16 protein-coding genes and 1 pseudogene are annotated in these 17,023 nt (G+C 74.0%); 8 read left to right on the forward strand and 9 right to left on the reverse strand.

The annotated features are described in order from the left end of the window. Window positions 1-78: 78 nt before the first annotated feature. Entirely contained in the window at window positions 79-558 is a 480-nt protein-coding gene (locus ACIQZO_RS18015) for an HAD domain-containing protein (RefSeq protein WP_403627077.1), read from the reverse strand. A gap of 24 nt (window positions 559-582) precedes the next feature. On the opposite strand from ACIQZO_RS18015, the gene ACIQZO_RS18020 reads away from it, so the two are divergent. Further along, a complete protein-coding gene (locus ACIQZO_RS18020; RefSeq protein ID WP_403627079.1) occupies window positions 583-1,362 on the forward strand; it encodes an MOSC domain-containing protein in 780 nt (259 codons plus the stop codon). 18 nt (window positions 1,363-1,380) lie between these two features. Next, entirely contained in the window at window positions 1,381-2,094 is a 714-nt protein-coding gene (locus ACIQZO_RS18025; protein WP_403627081.1) for a hypothetical protein, read from the forward strand. Here ACIQZO_RS18025 and ACIQZO_RS18030 read toward each other — a convergent pair. Beyond that, window positions 2,025-3,005, reverse strand: coding sequence for a carboxylesterase family protein (locus ACIQZO_RS18030; RefSeq protein WP_403627083.1), 981 nt, complete (start codon window positions 3,003-3,005; stop codon window positions 2,025-2,027). The genes ACIQZO_RS18025 and ACIQZO_RS18030 overlap by 70 nt on opposite strands. 59 nt (window positions 3,006-3,064) lie before the next feature. Between ACIQZO_RS18030 and ACIQZO_RS18035 the strand changes: the two genes are divergently transcribed. Next, window positions 3,065-4,021, forward strand: a complete 957-nt coding sequence (locus ACIQZO_RS18035; RefSeq protein ID WP_403627085.1) for a hypothetical protein — start codon at window positions 3,065-3,067, stop codon at window positions 4,019-4,021. Between the two features lie 75 nt (window positions 4,022-4,096). Here ACIQZO_RS18035 and ACIQZO_RS18040 read toward each other — a convergent pair whose 3' ends face one another. From ACIQZO_RS18040 to ACIQZO_RS18050, 3 genes are read right to left on the reverse strand one after another with little or no spacing between them, the layout of a single operon-like run. After that, window positions 4,097-5,134, reverse strand: a complete 1,038-nt coding sequence (locus ACIQZO_RS18040; RefSeq protein WP_403627087.1) for an NAD(P)/FAD-dependent oxidoreductase — start codon at window positions 5,132-5,134, stop codon at window positions 4,097-4,099. Beyond that, window positions 5,131-5,685 carry an isoprenylcysteine carboxyl methyltransferase family protein gene (locus tag ACIQZO_RS18045; protein ID WP_403627426.1) on the reverse strand — a complete coding sequence of 185 codons (555 nt, stop codon included), beginning with the start codon at window positions 5,683-5,685 and terminating at the stop codon, window positions 5,131-5,133. The genes ACIQZO_RS18040 and ACIQZO_RS18045 overlap by 4 nt, the downstream gene beginning before the upstream one ends. 23 nt (window positions 5,686-5,708) lie before the next feature. Beyond that, complete coding sequence (locus ACIQZO_RS18050; RefSeq protein WP_403627089.1) at window positions 5,709-6,770, reverse strand: type III polyketide synthase; 1,062 nt, start codon at window positions 6,768-6,770, stop codon at window positions 5,709-5,711. A gap of 76 nt (window positions 6,771-6,846) precedes the next feature. On the opposite strand from ACIQZO_RS18050, the gene ACIQZO_RS18055 reads away from it, so the two are divergent. Next, complete coding sequence (locus ACIQZO_RS18055) at window positions 6,847-7,722, forward strand: UbiA family prenyltransferase (RefSeq protein WP_403627091.1); 876 nt, start codon at window positions 6,847-6,849, stop codon at window positions 7,720-7,722. Between the two features lie 99 nt (window positions 7,723-7,821). Here ACIQZO_RS18055 and ACIQZO_RS18060 read toward each other — a convergent pair whose 3' ends face one another. Next, on the reverse strand, window positions 7,822-8,862 hold the full coding sequence (locus ACIQZO_RS18060; protein ID WP_403627093.1) for a PHP domain-containing protein: 1,041 nt from the start codon (window positions 8,860-8,862) through the stop codon (window positions 7,822-7,824). A gap of 53 nt (window positions 8,863-8,915) precedes the next feature. Continuing rightward, on the reverse strand, window positions 8,916-9,401 hold the full coding sequence (locus ACIQZO_RS18065) for a MarR family winged helix-turn-helix transcriptional regulator (protein ID WP_403627095.1): 486 nt from the start codon (window positions 9,399-9,401) through the stop codon (window positions 8,916-8,918). Between the two features lie 128 nt (window positions 9,402-9,529). Here ACIQZO_RS18065 and ACIQZO_RS18070 point away from each other — a divergent pair, with 128 nt between their 5' ends. Together ACIQZO_RS18070 and ACIQZO_RS18075 are read left to right on the forward strand one after the other, a co-directional pair. Next, window positions 9,530-9,940, forward strand: coding sequence for an organic hydroperoxide resistance protein (locus ACIQZO_RS18070; protein WP_327266406.1), 411 nt, complete (start codon window positions 9,530-9,532; stop codon window positions 9,938-9,940). Between the two features lie 108 nt (window positions 9,941-10,048). Then, on the forward strand, window positions 10,049-11,719 hold the full coding sequence (locus tag ACIQZO_RS18075; RefSeq protein ID WP_403627097.1) for an FAD-dependent monooxygenase: 1,671 nt from the start codon (window positions 10,049-10,051) through the stop codon (window positions 11,717-11,719). 4 nt (window positions 11,720-11,723) lie between these two features. Here ACIQZO_RS18075 and ACIQZO_RS18080 read toward each other — a convergent pair whose 3' ends face one another. Further along, window positions 11,724-12,080 (reverse strand): DUF6204 family protein, encoded by a 357-nt coding sequence (locus ACIQZO_RS18080; protein ID WP_403627099.1) that lies wholly within the window; start codon window positions 12,078-12,080, stop codon window positions 11,724-11,726. 226 nt (window positions 12,081-12,306) lie between these two features. Between ACIQZO_RS18080 and ACIQZO_RS18085 the strand changes: the two genes are divergently transcribed. Together ACIQZO_RS18085 and ACIQZO_RS18090 are read left to right on the forward strand one after the other, a co-directional pair. Then, entirely contained in the window at window positions 12,307-13,584 is a 1,278-nt protein-coding gene (locus ACIQZO_RS18085; RefSeq protein WP_403627101.1) for a VWA domain-containing protein, read from the forward strand. After that, window positions 13,584-14,383: pseudogene (locus ACIQZO_RS18090) on the forward strand (hypothetical protein). Before ACIQZO_RS18085 ends, ACIQZO_RS18090 begins: the two are co-directional and overlap by 1 nt. 97 nt (window positions 14,384-14,480) lie before the next feature. Here ACIQZO_RS18090 and ACIQZO_RS18095 read toward each other — a convergent pair. Further along, window positions 14,481-16,814, reverse strand: a complete 2,334-nt coding sequence (locus ACIQZO_RS18095; RefSeq protein WP_403627103.1) for a serine hydrolase — start codon at window positions 16,812-16,814, stop codon at window positions 14,481-14,483. Window positions 16,815-17,023 lie beyond the last annotated feature (209 nt).

The following is a 17,023-nucleotide window of genomic DNA, read 5'->3' on the forward strand; positions in this document are numbered from 1 at the left end:
GCGGCCCCCGGACCGTCCGCTGCCCGGGGGCCGCAGCGCTTTGCGTGCCCCAGGGCGTACGCCCCTTGCCCCCACCGGCTACCGCCGGATCAGCCAGGTCCGCAGCACAGCGATGTCCGCCGCGGTCAGGCCGCGGCCCGGATCGACCCGGTGCAGGAGCGCGCGATCCGGGTGCCGGGCGGCCACCCAGGCGCGGTCGGCGGCGCGGATCTCGTCGTCGACCCAGATGAAGGGCCGCCCGGCGGCGTGGTCGAGGAGGGCGGGGGTCTTCCAGTGGATCCCGCCCCGTCCGTCCTTGTCGGAGGGCTCCGGCCAGGCCACCACGGGCAGCTCGGGCAGGCCGAGTCGGGGTGCGATGTGCTCGTTGGCCTTCGCCATCCAGGTCGTGGCCCACACCGGCTCGCAGGGCAGCGCCGCCAGCAGCTGACCGAGCGTGGGATCGATCCGGGCGAGCAGGGGATTGGCGTCGTCGGCCGGCGGGTACGGGCCGGCGCCGAAGGGGATCAAGGGGCCGTCGACGTCCAGGTAGAGCAAGGGGCGGATCGCGGAACCGGGCATGAGACCAGCGTAGTCCTCCCGGGCATGGACGATGATCTTGGTGCGGTGGGCGTGATCGAACGGTTGTGGCGGTATCCGATCAAGTCGACCGGCGGCGAACGGCTCTGCGGTGCGGAGGTCGACGAGCGCGGCCTCGTGGGCGACCGGCTGTACGCCGTGCGCGACGCGGAGGGCAGGTTCGGCTCCGGCAAGAACACCCGGCGCTTGCGCCGGATGGACGGCCTGCTCCACCTGAGCTCCCGCTACCCCCGGCACACCCCCGGCCCGGGTCTGCCCGAGTTGCTCGACCCGCACGGGAACGTGGTGGCCGACCCCACGGCGTACCTGCGTGCCTTCCTCGGCCGCGACGACGTCGAGCTGGCCCGCGAGGGGGAGGTCTCGCACTTCGACCAACTGCCGCTCAGCATCCTCACCACGGCCACCCTCGACTGGATGCGCCATGAGGTACCGGGCGTGCCGGTCGACGAGCGGCGGTTCCGGCCGAACCTCCTCGTGCGTACCCCGCCCGGCACGCCGCCGTTCGTCGAGGACCGGTGGATCGGCCGCGAGGCCCGGCTGGGGGACACCCTGCGGATCGAGTTCCTGCGCGCCAGCGAGCGGTGCGTGATGACCAATCAGGCCCAGCAGGACCTGCCGCACTCGCCGCTGATCCTGAGGGCGATCGCCGCGGGGCACGACAACCGCCTCGACATGCTCGCCAGGATCGTCACCCCCGGTACGACCCGGGTCGGGGACGTCCTCGAACTCGCCCGAGGGTCCGACCGGCCACGAGGTGGAACCCCGGACGGCTCGATCGCCTCTTGAGGGGCGAGGGGGATGTACATGACCAAGACAGCACGGTCCGTGACCGGTCGGGTGATGGTGGCGGGGCTCCTGTGCGCCGCCCTGGCGGCGTGCGGGACCACACGGGCGGGGCAGCAAAGCGCACCGCCCGCAGGCGTACCCACGCTCGCCCCGGCCGACTGCGATCTCGACGTGACGACGGACGAGGGCTCGGGCGGCAACGCCGGTCCGCCGACGGACCAGGAGACCGGCGGGTACGCCGGCCCTCCGACCGATGAGGAGACCGGTGCGTATGCCGGTCCGCCGACCGATGAGCAGACGGGCGCGTACGCCGGTCCTCCGACGGACGAGGGGACGGGTGCGTACGCCGGTCCCCCGACCGATGAGGAGACCGGTGCCTACGTGGGCCCGCCGACCGACGGCGAGATGGGCAACGGCGGTGGCCCCTGCGGTCCGGCGGACTGGTTCAACATGACCCGGGACTTCACGGCCTACTTCATCAAGCACCGCGAGACGTCCGAGAACGGGTACACGCCCCCCGAGGTGATCCGGGAGGCTCGCGTCCGCAAGATGCGCAAGGTCGGCGAGGCGCGGATCACCTTCACCACCAGGGAGGTGGGCAAGGGCCGCGCCGAAGCCGCCCGCAGGATCGCCGCGCAGTTCGCCGCCTGGCGGCACGAGGTCTACGGGGACACGGGCACCGTCACGCTTCTGATGCCGGACGACGGGGAGATCATCACCGAGTCCTGGTGAGCCCGGGCCCGGGCCACCGCGCGTCCCAGAGCGCGCAGTGGTGCTCGGCCCGCGCGTCCACCGTACGGATCCCCTCCGCCCCCGGCGCCAGCGACAGCACCGACCCCGCGCTCCGGTCGCGCGGCCACCCGGGGGCACCCGCCGCCGCCGGAACGCCGGTGCGGGCGAAAGCGGTCCAGTAGTCCGCCATCCGGTCCGCGAGCTGTCGCTGCGGCCCGGTCAGCGGCGCGATCGTACGTGCCGAGTTCGGGGAGCAGGGACCGCGGTGGCGCCGTGGTGGAGCATGATCCGCTCTGCACGATCGCCCGGTGGAACAGGCCCGCCGAGGCCGGCGAGGTCAGGTGCGCGCACACGCTGAGGGCGCCCGCCGATTCACCGAAGACGGTGACGTTGCCCGGGTCCGCGCCGAAGCCCGGCGCGTTCGCCCGCACCCAGCGCAGCGCCGCCCGCTGGTCGGCGAGGGCGAAATCGGGGGCCCCGCCGAGCTCCGGATGGCCGAACAGGCCGAAGACGCCGAGGCGGTAGTTCATGGTGACGACCACGGCGTCACCCCGTAGGGCGAGCCGGTCGGGCCGGTAGGCGTCGCCCGCGCCGCTGAAGAAGCCGCCGCCGTGGAACCAGACCATGACGGGCCGCGGCCGGCCCCCGGCGGCGCGTCCCGCCGGAGCGGTGACATTGAGGTACAGGCAGTCCTCGGAGCCGGTCGGGCCGCCCGGGCGCGGCCCCCAGCAGCAGCAACGCCGCGGGCAGCAGGAGCGCGCAGCGGCGGCGGAGCTGCCGAAAGCGAAGGTGGGACACGGTCGACGCCCTTTCCCCCGGGGTCGGGTGGAAGGAGAGACCCCCGTTTGCCCGCCCCGAATGGCGCAGTGAGCGAAAGTGGCACTCAATGTAACAAAGCGTGCGCTTCCCATGACGCACGATGACCGGCGTGCGATTGCGTAGACCCGCGCGTCGGCGAACGGAGCTTTCCATGAATGACCCCATCACCCTCGCGGCGAACCAGCACGAAGACCGCCGGGGGACCCCCGATCCCATCGCCCCGGACGAGCCGGCCACGCCGCCCCTGCGGACCCTGCTGGAGACGGCGGCCACCTGCCGTCCGGTCGAGGAGGTCACCGCACTCGTGAGCCTCCTCAAGGAGGGCGGCCCGCTGCCCGACGCAGGGCACGACGCGCTGCGCACGGCCGCGGTGACGCGGCCCGTGCAGGACGTGCGACGCATGGTCGCCCTGCTGGGCGAGTCGCCGCAGGAGGTGGCGGAGGCGGACCTCACGCTGCGCGCCGCCGCCGTCGGACGGTCCGTCGAGGACGTCGCCCTGCTCGTGAGCATCCTCGGCAAGGAGGACGCGGCCCTGGCCGAGCGGCAGCCGGGCGCCGAGTCGGCCGGACCGGTGTCCCCGAAGGCCGCCGCGGACCCCGAGGCGCCCGAACAGTCCCGCGAGGAGCCGTACGTGCCCCCGTACGCGGTGCTGTACGACGCCCCGCACCAGAAGCCGCCCCGGCGCACCGCCGCCGTCGACCCGCCCGCCGCCGCGGCCTCCCGCGGCCGGGCGCTGCGGCACGTCCTGCGCTGGCCGGTGGCGGTCGCCCTGCTGGTGAGCGGCGCCCTGCACCTGCCGAACGACCTGACGGCCCTGCAGTCCGCGGCCCCCGTCGACTGCCTGCCCCTCCTCGTCACCGTGCTCTGCCTGGTGAGCGGCGCACTGGTCGCGCTCCGGGACACCGCCGCGGTGTGGCGGGCGGGCGCGGCCACGGCGCTCGCCGTCGTCGCCCTGCACGTGCTCGGCGGGTCGCTGCGGTACGACCCGCTGGAGGGTGCGGTGGGCGGCACCCTGGCCTGGGCCGGTGCCACCGTCATGCTGTGCGCGGCCGGCGGTGCAGTCCTGGCCGGCCTGGCCCTGAGGAACCACCGGGAGAGCTCGGCCTGACCGGCCGCCCGCAGCACCGGACCGGCACCCCGCGCCCCGTGCGCGGGGTGCCGGTCCGTGCGCGCTCGGGTGCGCTCACGCGAGCAGGTTCACCGCCCGCGTGAACACCCGGGGCAGCCGGGCGGCCACCGGGACGATCCGCGGGGCCAGCCGCGGCTGCTGACGGGCCCACAGCAGCGACGCGGTGAGGGTGCGATAGCTGCGCGTCAGGTCCCGCCAGGCCTGCTCGTAGGCCTGCGGACGCCCCGCCCGTACGCACCGCACCAGCTCGCCCGCCGCCGTCACGGCCAGGGTGAGGCCCTCACCGGTCAGGGCGTCCACGTACCCGGCCGCGTCCCCCACGAACAGCACCCGCCCCGCGACCCGTACGCGGGCCCCCTGGCGCAGTGGCCCGGCCCCGCGCACCGGAGGCGGTGGCCCCGAACCCGCCGCCGCGGCCAGGCGCGCCGACAGCCGCGGGAAGCGGGCCAGTTGTTCGTCGAAGGGTGCCTGGTCGCAGGTCAGTACGGCGACGCCGATCCGGTCGGGCGCCAGCGGGGTGACGTAGGCCTCGCACCGCGCCGACCAGTGCACCTCGACGAGGTCGCTCCACGGCTCGACCGTGTAGTGGCGGCGCAGCCCGTAGCGGGCCCGGCGGCGGGGCGCGAGCGGCGCCGACAGCCCGAGCCCGCGCCGGACGGGGGAGTGCAGGCCGTCCGCCGCGACGAGGTAGCGGGCCGTCAGCCCGGCCGCGCTGACCCGGTGGACGTCCTGGCGCACCTGGTCGACGCGCCCGGGGAGCACCCGTACGCCGAGCCGCTCGGCGCGTTCGGCCAGCGCGGCCTGGAGCTCCGTACGTCGGGCGCCGATACCCGGGCCGGACCGGAAGAGCCCCTCCGCGCGACGGCCGGTCAGGCCGTCGACGTAGCGGATGCCGTGGAAGGGCTGCCCGGCCACGGAGACCCCCAGGTCACGGAGGTGGCGTACGCCCCCCGGCATCAGCCCCTCCCCGCAGGCCTTGTCGATGGGAGTGGGCCTCGGTTCGACGACGACCACCTCCAGACCGGCGAGAGCGCCGTGGATGGCGGTGGCCAGCCCGGCCGGACCGCCTCCCGCGATCAGCAGGTCGATCATGAGGCGGCACCGGCCGAGTGGACGGAATCGGGTGCCCGCAACCGGCCGCCGTCGGTCAGGGCGGCGTCCTCGCAGCCGATCCGTACCCGCAGCAGCATCAGATTGAGCACGGTGAAGCCGAGCGCGGTCAGCCACGCGCTGTGCACCAGCGGCAGCGCGATGCCTTCCGCGACGACCGCGACATAGTTCGGGTGGCGCAGCAGCCGGTACGGTCCCGCCTCCACCAGCGGCAGCCCGGGAACGACGAGCACCCGGGTGTTCCAGCGCCGGCCCAGGGTGGCGATGCACCACCAGCGCAGGCCCTGGGCGGCCAGGGCGACGGTGAGGGCCGACCAGCCGAGCAGCGGGACGAACGGCCGCCCGGCCGCCCAGGGTTCCACCGCGCAGCCCACCAGCAGCGCGGTGTGCAGGGCGACCATGGCCGGGTAGTGGCCGCGCCCGTACTCCCGGCCGCCGCGGGCCAGGCTCCACGCGGTGTGGCGGCGGGCCGTGATCAGTTCGCCTAGCCGCTCGGCGACGACGAGTCCGATGAGCAGCAGGTACAGGGTCATCGAGGTCATGGAGAGCACCGGGGTCACCAGCGCAGGAGGGCGAGTTCGGAGGCGAAGCCCGGACCGAAGGCGAGCATCAGCCCGACCGATCCGGGTGGGGGCGGTCCCGCGCTGCGGACACCGTCCAGGATGTGCAGGACCGAGGCGGAGGAGAGGTTCCCGACGGCCGCGAGCGAACGCCGGCTCGCGGCGAACGCCGACTCCGGCAGCCCGAGCGCGTCCGAGAGCGCGTCGAGGATCTTCGGGCCACCCGGATGGCAGATCCACGCGCCGACGTCCGAGGGCTTGAGGTCGTGCGCGGCCAGGAAGGACTCGACCTCCTCGGCCACGTGCAGCCTGACCAGGTCGGGGAGTTCGCGGCCGAGCACCATGCGCATCCCCCAGTGCCCGATGTCCCAGCCCAGCAGGTGCTCGGTGCCCGGGTACAGGCGGCTGCGGGCGGCCACCACCTCGGGTCCGGTGCCGGAGGTGTACAGGGGATGGTCGCGGCCGACCGCCACCAGGGCGCCCGCTCCGTCGCCGAACAGGGCCCCGGCCACCAGGTTCGCCATCGAGGCGTCCGTGGACTGGAGGGTGAGCGAGCAGAGTTCGGTGGACAGCAGGAGGGCCGCATGGCCGGGGTGCCCCGTCAGATGGTCGTGTACGTGGCCCACGCCGGCGGCGCCGGCCGCGCAGCCCAGGCCGAAGAGCGGCACCCGCCGCACATCGGGGCGCAGGCCCACGCGACCGGCGAGGCGGGCCTCCAGTGAGGGCGTCGCGAGCCCGGTCACCGTGGTGGACATGACCAGGTCGAGCTGCCCGGCCGTCAGGCCGGCGTCGGAGAGGGCGAGTTCGAGGGCCCGGGCGCCGAGCTCAAGAGCCGTCTCGATGAAGAGGGCGTTCGTCGCACCGAAGTCGTTCCCCGGGCCGTACCGCTCCAGCGGGAGCGCGAGATACCGGCTGTCCACGCGCACCGAGCGGTGGACGCGGCGCAGCAGGGCGGTGTCGGAGCCCGGTGGCAGGAAGCGGGCGAGCGCCTCCGTGATCTCGGACTGGAGGTGGCGATGGGGCGGGAACACGCTGCGCACTGCCAGAACACGTGTCATTCGTTCACCATAGAAAACAACTGACACATCGTTATGAATCAGGCGAACCGGGCGCGGCGCCGCATAGCGTGTCGCCGTGCCCGCGCGAACCACGCAGACCCATCCGACCGCCACCGGGACCACCGGGAGTGCGGCGCCCGGTCCCACCCGCACGGGCGGCTTGCCGGCCGCCTGTCACCCGCTGCCCGCGGCGGCCGTGACCGTCTTCGCCGCCGCCCTGACGGCCGCCGCGGGGCACGGCCCGGCGGGGGCCGCCCTCACCGTGGGCGCGGTGGCCGCCGGACAGCTGTCGGTGGGCTGGTGCAACGACCGGGCCGACCTGCGGCGCGACCTGGCCACGGGCCGACGGGACAAACCGCTGGTCGCCGGCACGGTCTCGGCCGCAGCTGTGACCTGGGCGGCGGCCCTGGCACTGCTGCTCTGCGTCCCGCTCTCGCTGGCCTGCGGGCTGCTCGCCGGCGCCGTGCACCTCGTCGGCGTGGCGGCCGCCTGGGCGTACAACCTCCGGCTCAAGCGCACGGCCGCCTCCTGGCTCCCGTACGCCCTGGCCTTCGGCCTGCTGCCCGCCTTCGTCACCCTCGGCCTGCCCGGCGCCCCCTGGCCGCCCCCGTGGCTGACGGCGGCCGCGGCCCTTCTGGGCGCGGGCGCGCACTTCGCCAACGTACTGCCCGACATCGAGGACGACCTGGCCACGGGGGTGGTGGGGCTGCCACAGCGGCTCGGCGCACGGGCCTCGGCCGCGATCGCCGGGCTGCTCGTCCTCGGCTCGACCGCCACCTTGGTCGTGGGACCACCGGGGCGGGTCTCGGCGTACGGCTGGACACTGCTGGCCGTGACCGCGACGGCGCTGCTCCTGGCGGCCCGCCGGCCCGCCGGAAAGCTCCCGTTCCTGACCGCGATGGCGGTGGCCGGAGCCGACGTGATCCTGCTGGTCGTGGAACTGCGCCCCTGAACCGCCACGGCGACACCGGCCACGGGATCCCGGTGGCCCTGGTTCGCGGGGACCGGCTTCCGGCGAACCGGCGTCCCCCGGAGGCTCCCCGTGAACCGGCTACGCCTGCGGGGCCTGCCGGGTGCGGGTCCAGGTCAGCAGCTGGTCCGCCGGCCAGGTGTTGATCACGCGCCCGGTCGGGACCTCGCACTCCACGGCCCGTTCGCACCCGACGATCTGCCAGTCCAGCTGGCCCGGGGCGTGCGCGTCCGTGTCGATCGCGAAGAAGGTCCCGGCCGCGACGGCCAGCCGCAGCAGCCGCCGGGGCGGGTCCAGCCGCTCGGGACGGCTGTTGATCTCCACGGCGGTACCGCTGTGCGCGCAGGCGGCGAAGACCGCCTCGGCGTCGAACTGCGACTCCGGCCGGGTCCGCCCGGTGACCAGCCGCCCCGTGCAGTGGCCCAGGACGTCCATCAGCGGGTTGCTCACGGCCGCCAGCAGCCGCCGGGTCATCGCCGGCGCGCCCATCCGCAGCTTCGAGTGCACGGAGCCGACGACCAGGTCGAGCCGCTCCAGCAGCTCCGGTTCCTGGTCCAGGGACCCGTCGTCGAGGATGTCGCACTCGATTCCGGTCAGCAGCCGAAACGGCGCCCATGCGCCGTTGAGCTCGGCCACCACCCCCAGCTGCTCGCGCAGCCGCTCCGGGGAGAGTCCGCGGGCGACGGTCAGCCGCGGCGAGTGGTCGGTCAGTACGGCCCACTCGTGGCCCAGTGCGGCCGCGGCCCGGCCCATCGCCTCGATCGGGCTGCCGCCGTCGGACCAGTCCGAGTGCACGTGGCAGTCCCCGCGCAGCGCCGCCCGCAGGGCGGTGGCGGCGGGCGTGGCCGGCGGGCCCTCGGGGAGTGCGGCGATCTCGTCCTCCAACGCCTGCAGGTAATCCGGCACGGCGCCGCCGAGCGCTTCGCGTACGACCTGGGCCGTCTTCGGGCCGATGCCCTTCACGGATTCCAGGGAGCCGGCCGCGATCCGCTCGGCCACCTCGCCCTCGCCCATCCGCGTGACGGCGGCCGCCGCGGACCGGAACGCCTTGACCCGGTAGGTGGGGGCCTGTGCGCGCTCCAGCAGGAAGGCGATCCGGTCCAGCGCCGCAACCGGGTCCATCGCGCACCTCCTGCCTCCAGCATCCCGGACCCAGTGTCCGGCGCGGGCGGCGGCTACGCCTCTTCGGCCTCGCGGGGCACCGCGGCGTCGAGGGCGGCGGTGAGGCGGTTCAGGCGGGCCTGGAGGTCGAGGACCTCGCCGAGCTCGAAGCCGGTGGCGGCCGCGATCCGCCGGGGCACCTCCACCGCGCGGGCGCGCAGCGCGGCGCCCTCCTCGGTCAGGTGGGCGTGCACGGACCGCTCGTCCTCGGTGCTGCGCTCGCGGCGGACCAGTCCGGCCGCCTCCAGCCGCTTGAGCAGCGGGGACAGCGTGCCGGAGTCCAGCCGCAGGTGCCGGCCGATCTCCTTGACCGGCATCTCGCCGTGTTCCCAGAGCACCAGCATCACCAGGTACTGGGGGTAGGTGAGCCCCAGGTCCTTGAGGACGACCCGGTAGAGGCCTCCGAAGGCGCGGCTCGCGGCGTTCAGCGCGAAGCAGATCTGGCCGTCGAGGCGCAGGAAGTCCTGGTCGGGATGGGTCGCGGTGGGCTGCTCGGTCATGACGCCCAGTGTACCCGGGGTGGACTTGTGAGGCATTGAATTGTGCACAACTGAATTGCGTGCTCTAATAGTGGAGCGCGGCCGACCACCGGCCGCCACCACGGTTCATTTCTGCGAGAGGACCTCTCATGGACGCGCTCTACACCGCTGTCGCCACCGCCAACGGCCGCGAGGGCCGCACCGTCAGCTCCGACGGCCAGATCGACCTCGCCCTCGCGATGCCGCCGGCGCTCGGCGGCAATGGGCAGGGCACCAACCCCGAGCAGCTCTTCGCGGCCGGCTACGCGGCCTGCTTCGCCAGCGCGCTCGGCCTGGTCGGCCGCCAGGCCAAGGCCGACACCAGCGAGGTCTCGGTCACCGCCGAGGTCTCCATCGGCAAGGACGGCGCCGGCTTCGGCCTGGCCGTCACCCTGCGCGTCGAGCTCCCGGAGTCCCTGGCCGGCGAGACGGGCGCCCTGCTGGTCAAGCAGGCTCACGAGGTCTGCCCGTACTCCCGCGCCACCCGCGGCAACATCGACGTGGACCTCGTGGTCGAGTAGAACCTCGTGATCGAGTGAAGATGCCGGACTCCCGGCGGGCGGCCACCATGGAGGAGAACCATGGAGGGGCATCCACTCCGCCGGGGGACCGCACGCCAGGAGGCGCCAGTGGCGCACACCTACGCAACGGACGTACTGGTCGCCGGCGCGGGCCCGGTCGGGCTGACCGCCGCGGCGGAGCTGCGCCGGCAGGGTGTCTCCTGCCGGATCGTCGACCGGCTGCCCGCCAGACTGCCGTTCGCGAAGGCCGTGGGCATCCAGCCGCGCACCTTCGAGGTCTGGGACCGCATGGGGCTGGCCCGCGCCGCCCTGGAGGCGGCCGTTCCGATGCGGGGCCAGTTCCTGTACGTCAATGGAGCCGAGCAGCCCCGTATCGACCTCTCCGTGCCACCCGAAGTCCCGTACGGTTTCGCGGCGCTGCCGCAGTACGAGACCGAGCGCATCCTCGACGACCATCTGGGCCGCTTCGGCACCGCGGTCGAACGCGGCACCGAGCTGGTGTCGTTCAGCCAGGACGCCGACGGGGTGACCTGCCGGCTCCGCACCGCTTCGGGGGCGGAGGAAGAGGTACGGACCCGCTTCCTGATGGGCTGCGACGGCGCCCACAGCATCGTCCGCAAGGGACTGGGCCTCAGCTTCGAGGGCGGGGCTTTCGCCGAGGAGTACATGCTCGCCGACGTGCGCGTCGAGTGGGACCTGCCGCACGGGTACGCCGTGCGCGCCATGCACGTCGGCGGCGACGGAGCGGTCGACGACGTGCTGGTCTGCATCCCCCTGCCCGGCCGGGGCCGGTACCGCATGTCGATGATGGTGCCGCCCGAACTGTCCGCCGCAGGACGGCCCGAGTCCGCCTCCGACGGCGTCACGCACGGCCTGCAGAGCGGCCGGGGTCCCGAACTGGCCGACATCCAGACCGTCCTGGACCGGCTCTCCCCGAAGCCCACCACCGCCTTCGACGTCCGCTGGACGTCGGTCTTCCGTATCAGCCACCGGATCGTGGACCGCTACGGCGACGGCCGGGTCTTCGTCGCCGGGGACGCGGCCCACATCCACCCGCCCACCGGCGCCCAGGGCATGAACACCGGCATCCAGGACGCCTGGAATCTGGCCTGGAAGATCGCCCTCGCCGTCGAGGACGGCGCCGCCCACCCGGGCCTGCTCGCCAGCTACGACGCCGAACGGCGGCCCGTCGGCGAGGAGGTCGTCGGCCGCACGGTACGGCACGCCGTCGAGGGCATGGACAAGGACCCGGACGACCCGGCGACGCTGATGCTGCGCGAGGCCCAGCTCCTCGTCGGCTACCGGGGAAGCCCCGTCGTGGACCCGGTCGGCCGAGGCCGGGGCCCGCGGCCGGGGGACCGGGCGCCCGACTGCGAAGGCCTCACCGGAGCCATCGCCGCCTACCCGATGCGCCTCTACGACGTCCTGCGCGAGCGGGAGCACGTCCTGCTGCTGTACGGAGCCGGGTCCGGCCTCGACGCACTCGTGCGCACCGCACGGGACTCCTCCGGCGGCCGGCTGGAGGTCTGCGTGGTGCTCGCGCCCCACACGGAGGCGGACGCGGACGCGGGCATCGAGGCCGACGCGGCCCTGCTTGCGGCGTACGTGGACAGCCGGGGCGAGTTCGCCCGCCTCTACGCGGCCGAGGAGCCGACCGCCTTCGTGATCCGCCCGGACGGATACCTCGGCGCCCGGATCGCCCCGCCCGACCCGCGGTCGCTCGCCGCCCACCTCGCGGCCGTCTTCGCCACCGGCGCCCCCGCGGGCACCCGGGACTGATCCATCAGCCGCGGGCCGCCTCCCGGCGCTGCCGCTTGCCCAGCGGAGCCAGCGACATGTCCTGGGCCTGCGACTTCAGCTGCTTGAACCCGTAACCGCGCTCGGTCAGCCAGCTCTCCGCAGCCAGCTCCGCGCGGGCCGTCGCGTCGAGGACGTCCTCCTCGGCCTCACCCGAGTCCAGGAAGCGGAAGGTGAAGAAGGGGCGGGCCGCCAGGTCGTACGAGAGGTGCCCTTCGGCGGTGAACTCCGCGCGCAGCATGTCGTGCTCGGGTGCGGCGGCGAGGAGCTCGGCGCGCTGGTCGTCGGCCAGCCCGTCGAAGGAGCCGCGGACGGTGATGCGGAAGGTACGGGTAGCGCTCATCCCCGGAGCCTAGATGCGCGGTCCGCCCCATGCACCCGGATATACGCCGGTCCGCCCGCCGCCGGTCCGCCCACCGCTCAACGCCCACCGCCCGTCGCCCCCGGCACCCCGGCAGCCGCCCGGCGCGGGCCCGGGTGGACCGCGTGCGCACAGCGCCCGCACCCCCCGAAAGACCGCCCCGGCAGCCCGTTTTGGATTGCCGGACGATCCTCAATACGATCCGGCGATGATCACTAGAAAACGGCTTGCGGTCAGGGCGTGCGGCCTGCTCGCCGCCCTGGCCGTCGGGCTCTTCCCGGCGAGCGCCACCGCCGCCGACGAACCGACGGCGAAGGAACCCCCCAAGGTCGACCTCGTCCTCGACGTCAGCGGCTCCATGCGGGCCAACGACATCGACGGACAGTCCCGCATGGCCGCGGCCAAGCAGGCGTTCAACGAGGTCATCGACGCGGTCCCCGCCGAGGTGCGCCTCGGTATACGGACCCTGGGGGCCAACTACGCGGGGGAGGACCGGGCGGTCGGCTGCAAGGACACCAAGCAGCTCTACCCGGTCGGCCCGCTCGACCGGACCGAGGCGAAGACCGCCGTGGCGACCCTGGCCCCCACCGGCTGGACGCCGATCGGACCGGCCCTGCTCGGAGCGGCCCAGGACCTCGAGGGCGGCAACGCCACCAAGCGGATCGTGCTCATCACGGACGGCGAGGACACCTGCGCCCCGCTCGACCCCTGCGAAGTGGCACGCGACATCGCCGCCAAGGGCATCCACCTGGTCATCGACACCCTCGGCCTGGTCCCGGACGCCAAGACCCGGGCCCAGCTGACCTGCATCGCCGAGGCCACCGGCGGTACCTACACCTCCGTGCAGCACAAGGCGGACCTCTCCAGCAGAGTGAAACAACTCGTCGACCGGGCCGCGGACCCGGTCGTCAACCCGGTGGCCACCGAGGGCGCGAAGCAGTGCGCGGGCGCCCCGCAGCTGAAGGCCGGCCTCTACAGCGACCGCGAGACCTTCGGTGAGCACCGCTGGTACCGGGTCGACGTCCTCCCCGGCCAGGAACTGCGCGCCTCGGTCAGCATCGGCGCCGACCGCGCCGTCAACAACGACTACGGCGTCCTGCTGCGCGCCACCACCGTCCACGGGCGCGAGATCGTACGCGGCTCGGAGGCCGGTGACGGGCGGACCGACGTCCTCTCCACCGGCCTGCGCTACCCGAAGGCCGAGATCGACGGCGCGGACTCGGACGACAAGCCCGCGCCCGAGACCGTCTGCCTCCAGGTCAGCAACTCCTTCTCCGCTCCCGCCTCCGTCAAGACGGCCCCGGGCATGCCCGTCGAGCTGACCATCGACCTGGTGGACGGCCCCGACGAGGCCTCCGACGTCGCGGCCTTCGGCCTCGGGCGGGGTTGGTGGCTGCTGGCCGTGCTGGCGCTCGCCGGGCTGCTGGCCGGTCTGGTGTGGGGATGGATCTCCCGCTGGCGCATCTCCGTCTGGAGGACCAACTGATGCGTAGAGTAGGCACACTGACCGCGTCCCTGCTGGCCGCGGCCGCCGCCCTCACGGTGGCGGGCACGGCCGTGGGCACGGCCGTCGCGGACACGCCCGCGCCGAGCGCCACCGCCACCGCGAGCCCGGGTGGGGCCAAGGCCGAATCCGCTCCGACCGAGGCGGGCACCAGCTTCCGTACCGCCGCGGCCTTCCGCCCCGGCCAGAAGGCCACCGCCGGCGCGTCCAGCGGCGACTACCTCTACTGGGTGCTGCCGATCGACGCGCAGCAGCGCGCCACGGTGAAGGCCGCCGTCACCCTGCCCGAATCGAAGGCCCGGCACGGTGCCTCGACCTGGCAGCTCGACGTGTACGACGGGCTGCGCCGCCGGCAGGCGTGCACCTACGGCACGCAGACCGCGGCCGCGGCCAAGGACGCCGCCACGGTCGAACTGTCCTGCACCCTGCGCACCGTACGGGCCGGCGCCGACCAGTGGGCCAACGACCCGCTGCCGGCAGCTACTACGTACGCGTGACGGTCGTCGACCTGCCGGAAGAGGACCTGGGCCTCCCGGTGCGTGCCGCCGTCGAGGCCGAGGTGAAGGAGACCGGCGGCATCCAGGCCGTGGACGCCTCCCTCTCCACCCCGCTCGTCGCGGGCACCGTGACGGCCACCCTGCGCGAGCCGGAGGACGGCTGGTCCGGCGGCTGGTGGTCGGACCGCTGGATCTGGACCGCCGCCGGCGGCGTGCTCGCGGCCCTCGCGGGCGTTTTCGGGTACACCCTGACGCGAGGCTCCGGCCGCCCGCCCCGGGCCTGAACGAAAGGGGAGGCCGCGACCTCATGGCCGCGACCTCCCCGCACCCGTGCGTGACTCAGCGGCCGCAGGTCTGCGGCGTCAGGTCAACGGCGTCGGTTCAGCGGCCGCGGGTCAGCCGGGTCCCGAACGAGGGCTCGGCCAAGGCCCCCTTGACCGCGACGGGCACGCTCTTGGCCCCCTCCCCGCTGCCGACCGTCAGCACGGCCACCTCGGCACCGGCCTTCGCGGTGTGCGGCAGAGGCCCGGCACCGGATCCGCCGCCGACCGCGAGGGACAGCTTCAGCTGCTGGCCCGGCACGCCGATCACGTTCAGGTCCTTGGTCGCCACCAGCGGCGTACGGCCGCCGAGCCCGTCGTTCACGTGCCCGACAACATCGCCCTTACGGATCACCGGGATCGACGCGAGCGCCGTCCGTACCGCCTCGATGATCGTCTTGCTGTTCGCCAGCACCAGCTTCAGGCTGTTCCCGGCGTCCTCGTCCGGCCCGTCCACCCGCTGGTCCATCAACGCGCCGACGATCAACGGCGTCTCGTCACCGATCGACTTGTACGCCGCCCACACCAGGGTTCCGCCGGCGGGCGTGCTGGAACCGGTCTTGATGCCGCGGATGCTGAGACCCTGGGCGGTGAGCAGGGTGTTGTTGTTCTCGAGGCGCTGGGGCAGCCCCTTGATGGTGGCGTTCGGGAGCGCGACGATCGACCGGAACGTCTCGTCCTTCATGACGGCCTCGGCGAGCTTCAGCTGATCGGCGGCTGTGCTGACGGTGCCCGCGTCCAGACCGCTGGGGTCCGTGTACGTGGTGTTGTTCATCCCGAGCTCCTTGGCGGCGGCGTTCATCTTCGCGACGAACGCGGCCTCGGAGTCGGTGCCGGAGTCCCAGCGCGCCAGCAGGCGGGCGACGTTGTTGCCCGAGGGGATCATGAGCATTTTGAGCATGTCCTGCTGGCTGAACTTCGTACCGGCGGTCAGCCCGGAGATGCGGGACTCGTGCTCGGAGGTTCCGTCCGCGACGGCCTTCGCGTCGATCGTGATGTCGGGACCGGGCTCCGTCTTGCGCAGCGGGTGGTCCTTGAGGAGCACGTAGGCCGTCATCACCTTGGCCACGCTGGCCGTCGGGACCGGCTTCTGCTCGCCGAAGGTGCCGACGTCGCCGGAGCCGGAGACGCGGACGGCGCCCTGGCCCTTGGCGGGCCAGGGGACGGAGAACTGCCCGTCCAGGGTGCGGTCGGTCGCGGAGGCGACGAGCTGCGGGGCGGGCAGGGGGCGCAACAGCTGGGCGCCGGCGCCCGCGCCCACGAGGAGGAGCAGGATCGGCGTCCATATCTTGACGCGGCGCACCGCGGTCCGGCGCGGGGTCTCCGGCGGGGCGGGGGTGTTGGTGAGGTCGGCCAGCAGGTCCAGCGGTCCGGCGGGGGCCGCAGGCGGCGCGGCGACCGTGGCGGCGGCGGCCGCCGGCGGCGCGGGCGTGTTGAGGTCCTTGAGCGCGACGAACTGACTCGTCCGCTCGGCATCCGGCTCCGGCTTCCGTGCCCAGGAGGGCCCCTTGGGCGGGCCAACCACGGGCCGGCCGAGAACCTGCGTCTCATCGCTCCGAGCCCCGCCCCCACCATGGGACGCGGTCCGGTCCTCACCCTTGGCGTCGTCCTTGGCCGTCGCCTCGTTCTTGCCGCCGGGCCGGACCGCGGCCTTGGCTTCGTCCTTGGCGTCGGTAGGTTCTCCGCCTCGGAGTTCGGCCTCGGGCCGACGCGGGTCGGTGGTGCCGAGCCGGGGGTCGGTCTTGGTGTCGCCCTTGGCCTTCGCCTCGTTCTCAGCGTCGGCGCCTGCTCCGACCGGGAGTTCGGCCTCCGGCCCGGCGTCGGCCTCGGCCTCGCTCGCGGGGCGCTTATCGGCGTCGCTGCCTGCTTCGGACCGGAGTTCGGCCTCCGGCTCGGCGCCCGGAGCGGCTTTCGCCGGTTCGCGCTCGGCGTGGGAGGGCTCCTCGCCCTCGGGTTCGTCTTCGCCGCTGGGCTCCGCCTCGGTCTCGCGAGCGGGCTCGACCTCGGGAACGGCTGCGTCGTTGCGCCCCTCCAGGGGCTTCTCCTTGGTGTCGGCGCGCGGCTCGTCCTCGAGCTCCGGCTTGGCCTCGCCGGCCTCCGCTTGCGGCTCGCGCGTGTCCTCGGCCTCCGTCACGGGCTCGTCCTCAGCGCCGTCCCCCGCCTCGGGTCCGGCTTCGGCCGCGTCCTCGGCCCCCGTCTCGGCCTTGGACCGGGCTTCGGTTCCGGCCTCGGGCGCGGCTTCGTCGCCGGAATCGGCCTCCGCGTCGGCCTCAGGGGGCGCGACCGCGTCCCTCGGCTCGGTCGGAGCCTTTTCGGGGTCCGTCTTCTGGACGGTGGTCTCCGTCTTGATCTCCGGGTCGTCCGAGGAACCGCCCGCCACCGTTACCGCCTTCATCCCAGCCCCGCCTTGCTGCTCACACCGTGCCGATACGTGCGGCGGGGCCCCCACGGGGCTCCGCCGCACTGGTAGATGCCCCGGACCCCCTACCCGTTCCGCGCGCGGGATCTTGTGACCGTTCGGTCATATTCGCTGAGTACGCCTACTCATGACCTCGCCCACCCCACCGGCCGACCATGGGCCACACCGCACCACACCACCCGAAC

The sequence above is a fragment of the Streptomyces sp. NPDC097617 genome, from assembly GCF_044761485.1.
Lineage (GTDB): Bacteria > Actinomycetota > Actinomycetes > Streptomycetales > Streptomycetaceae > Streptomyces.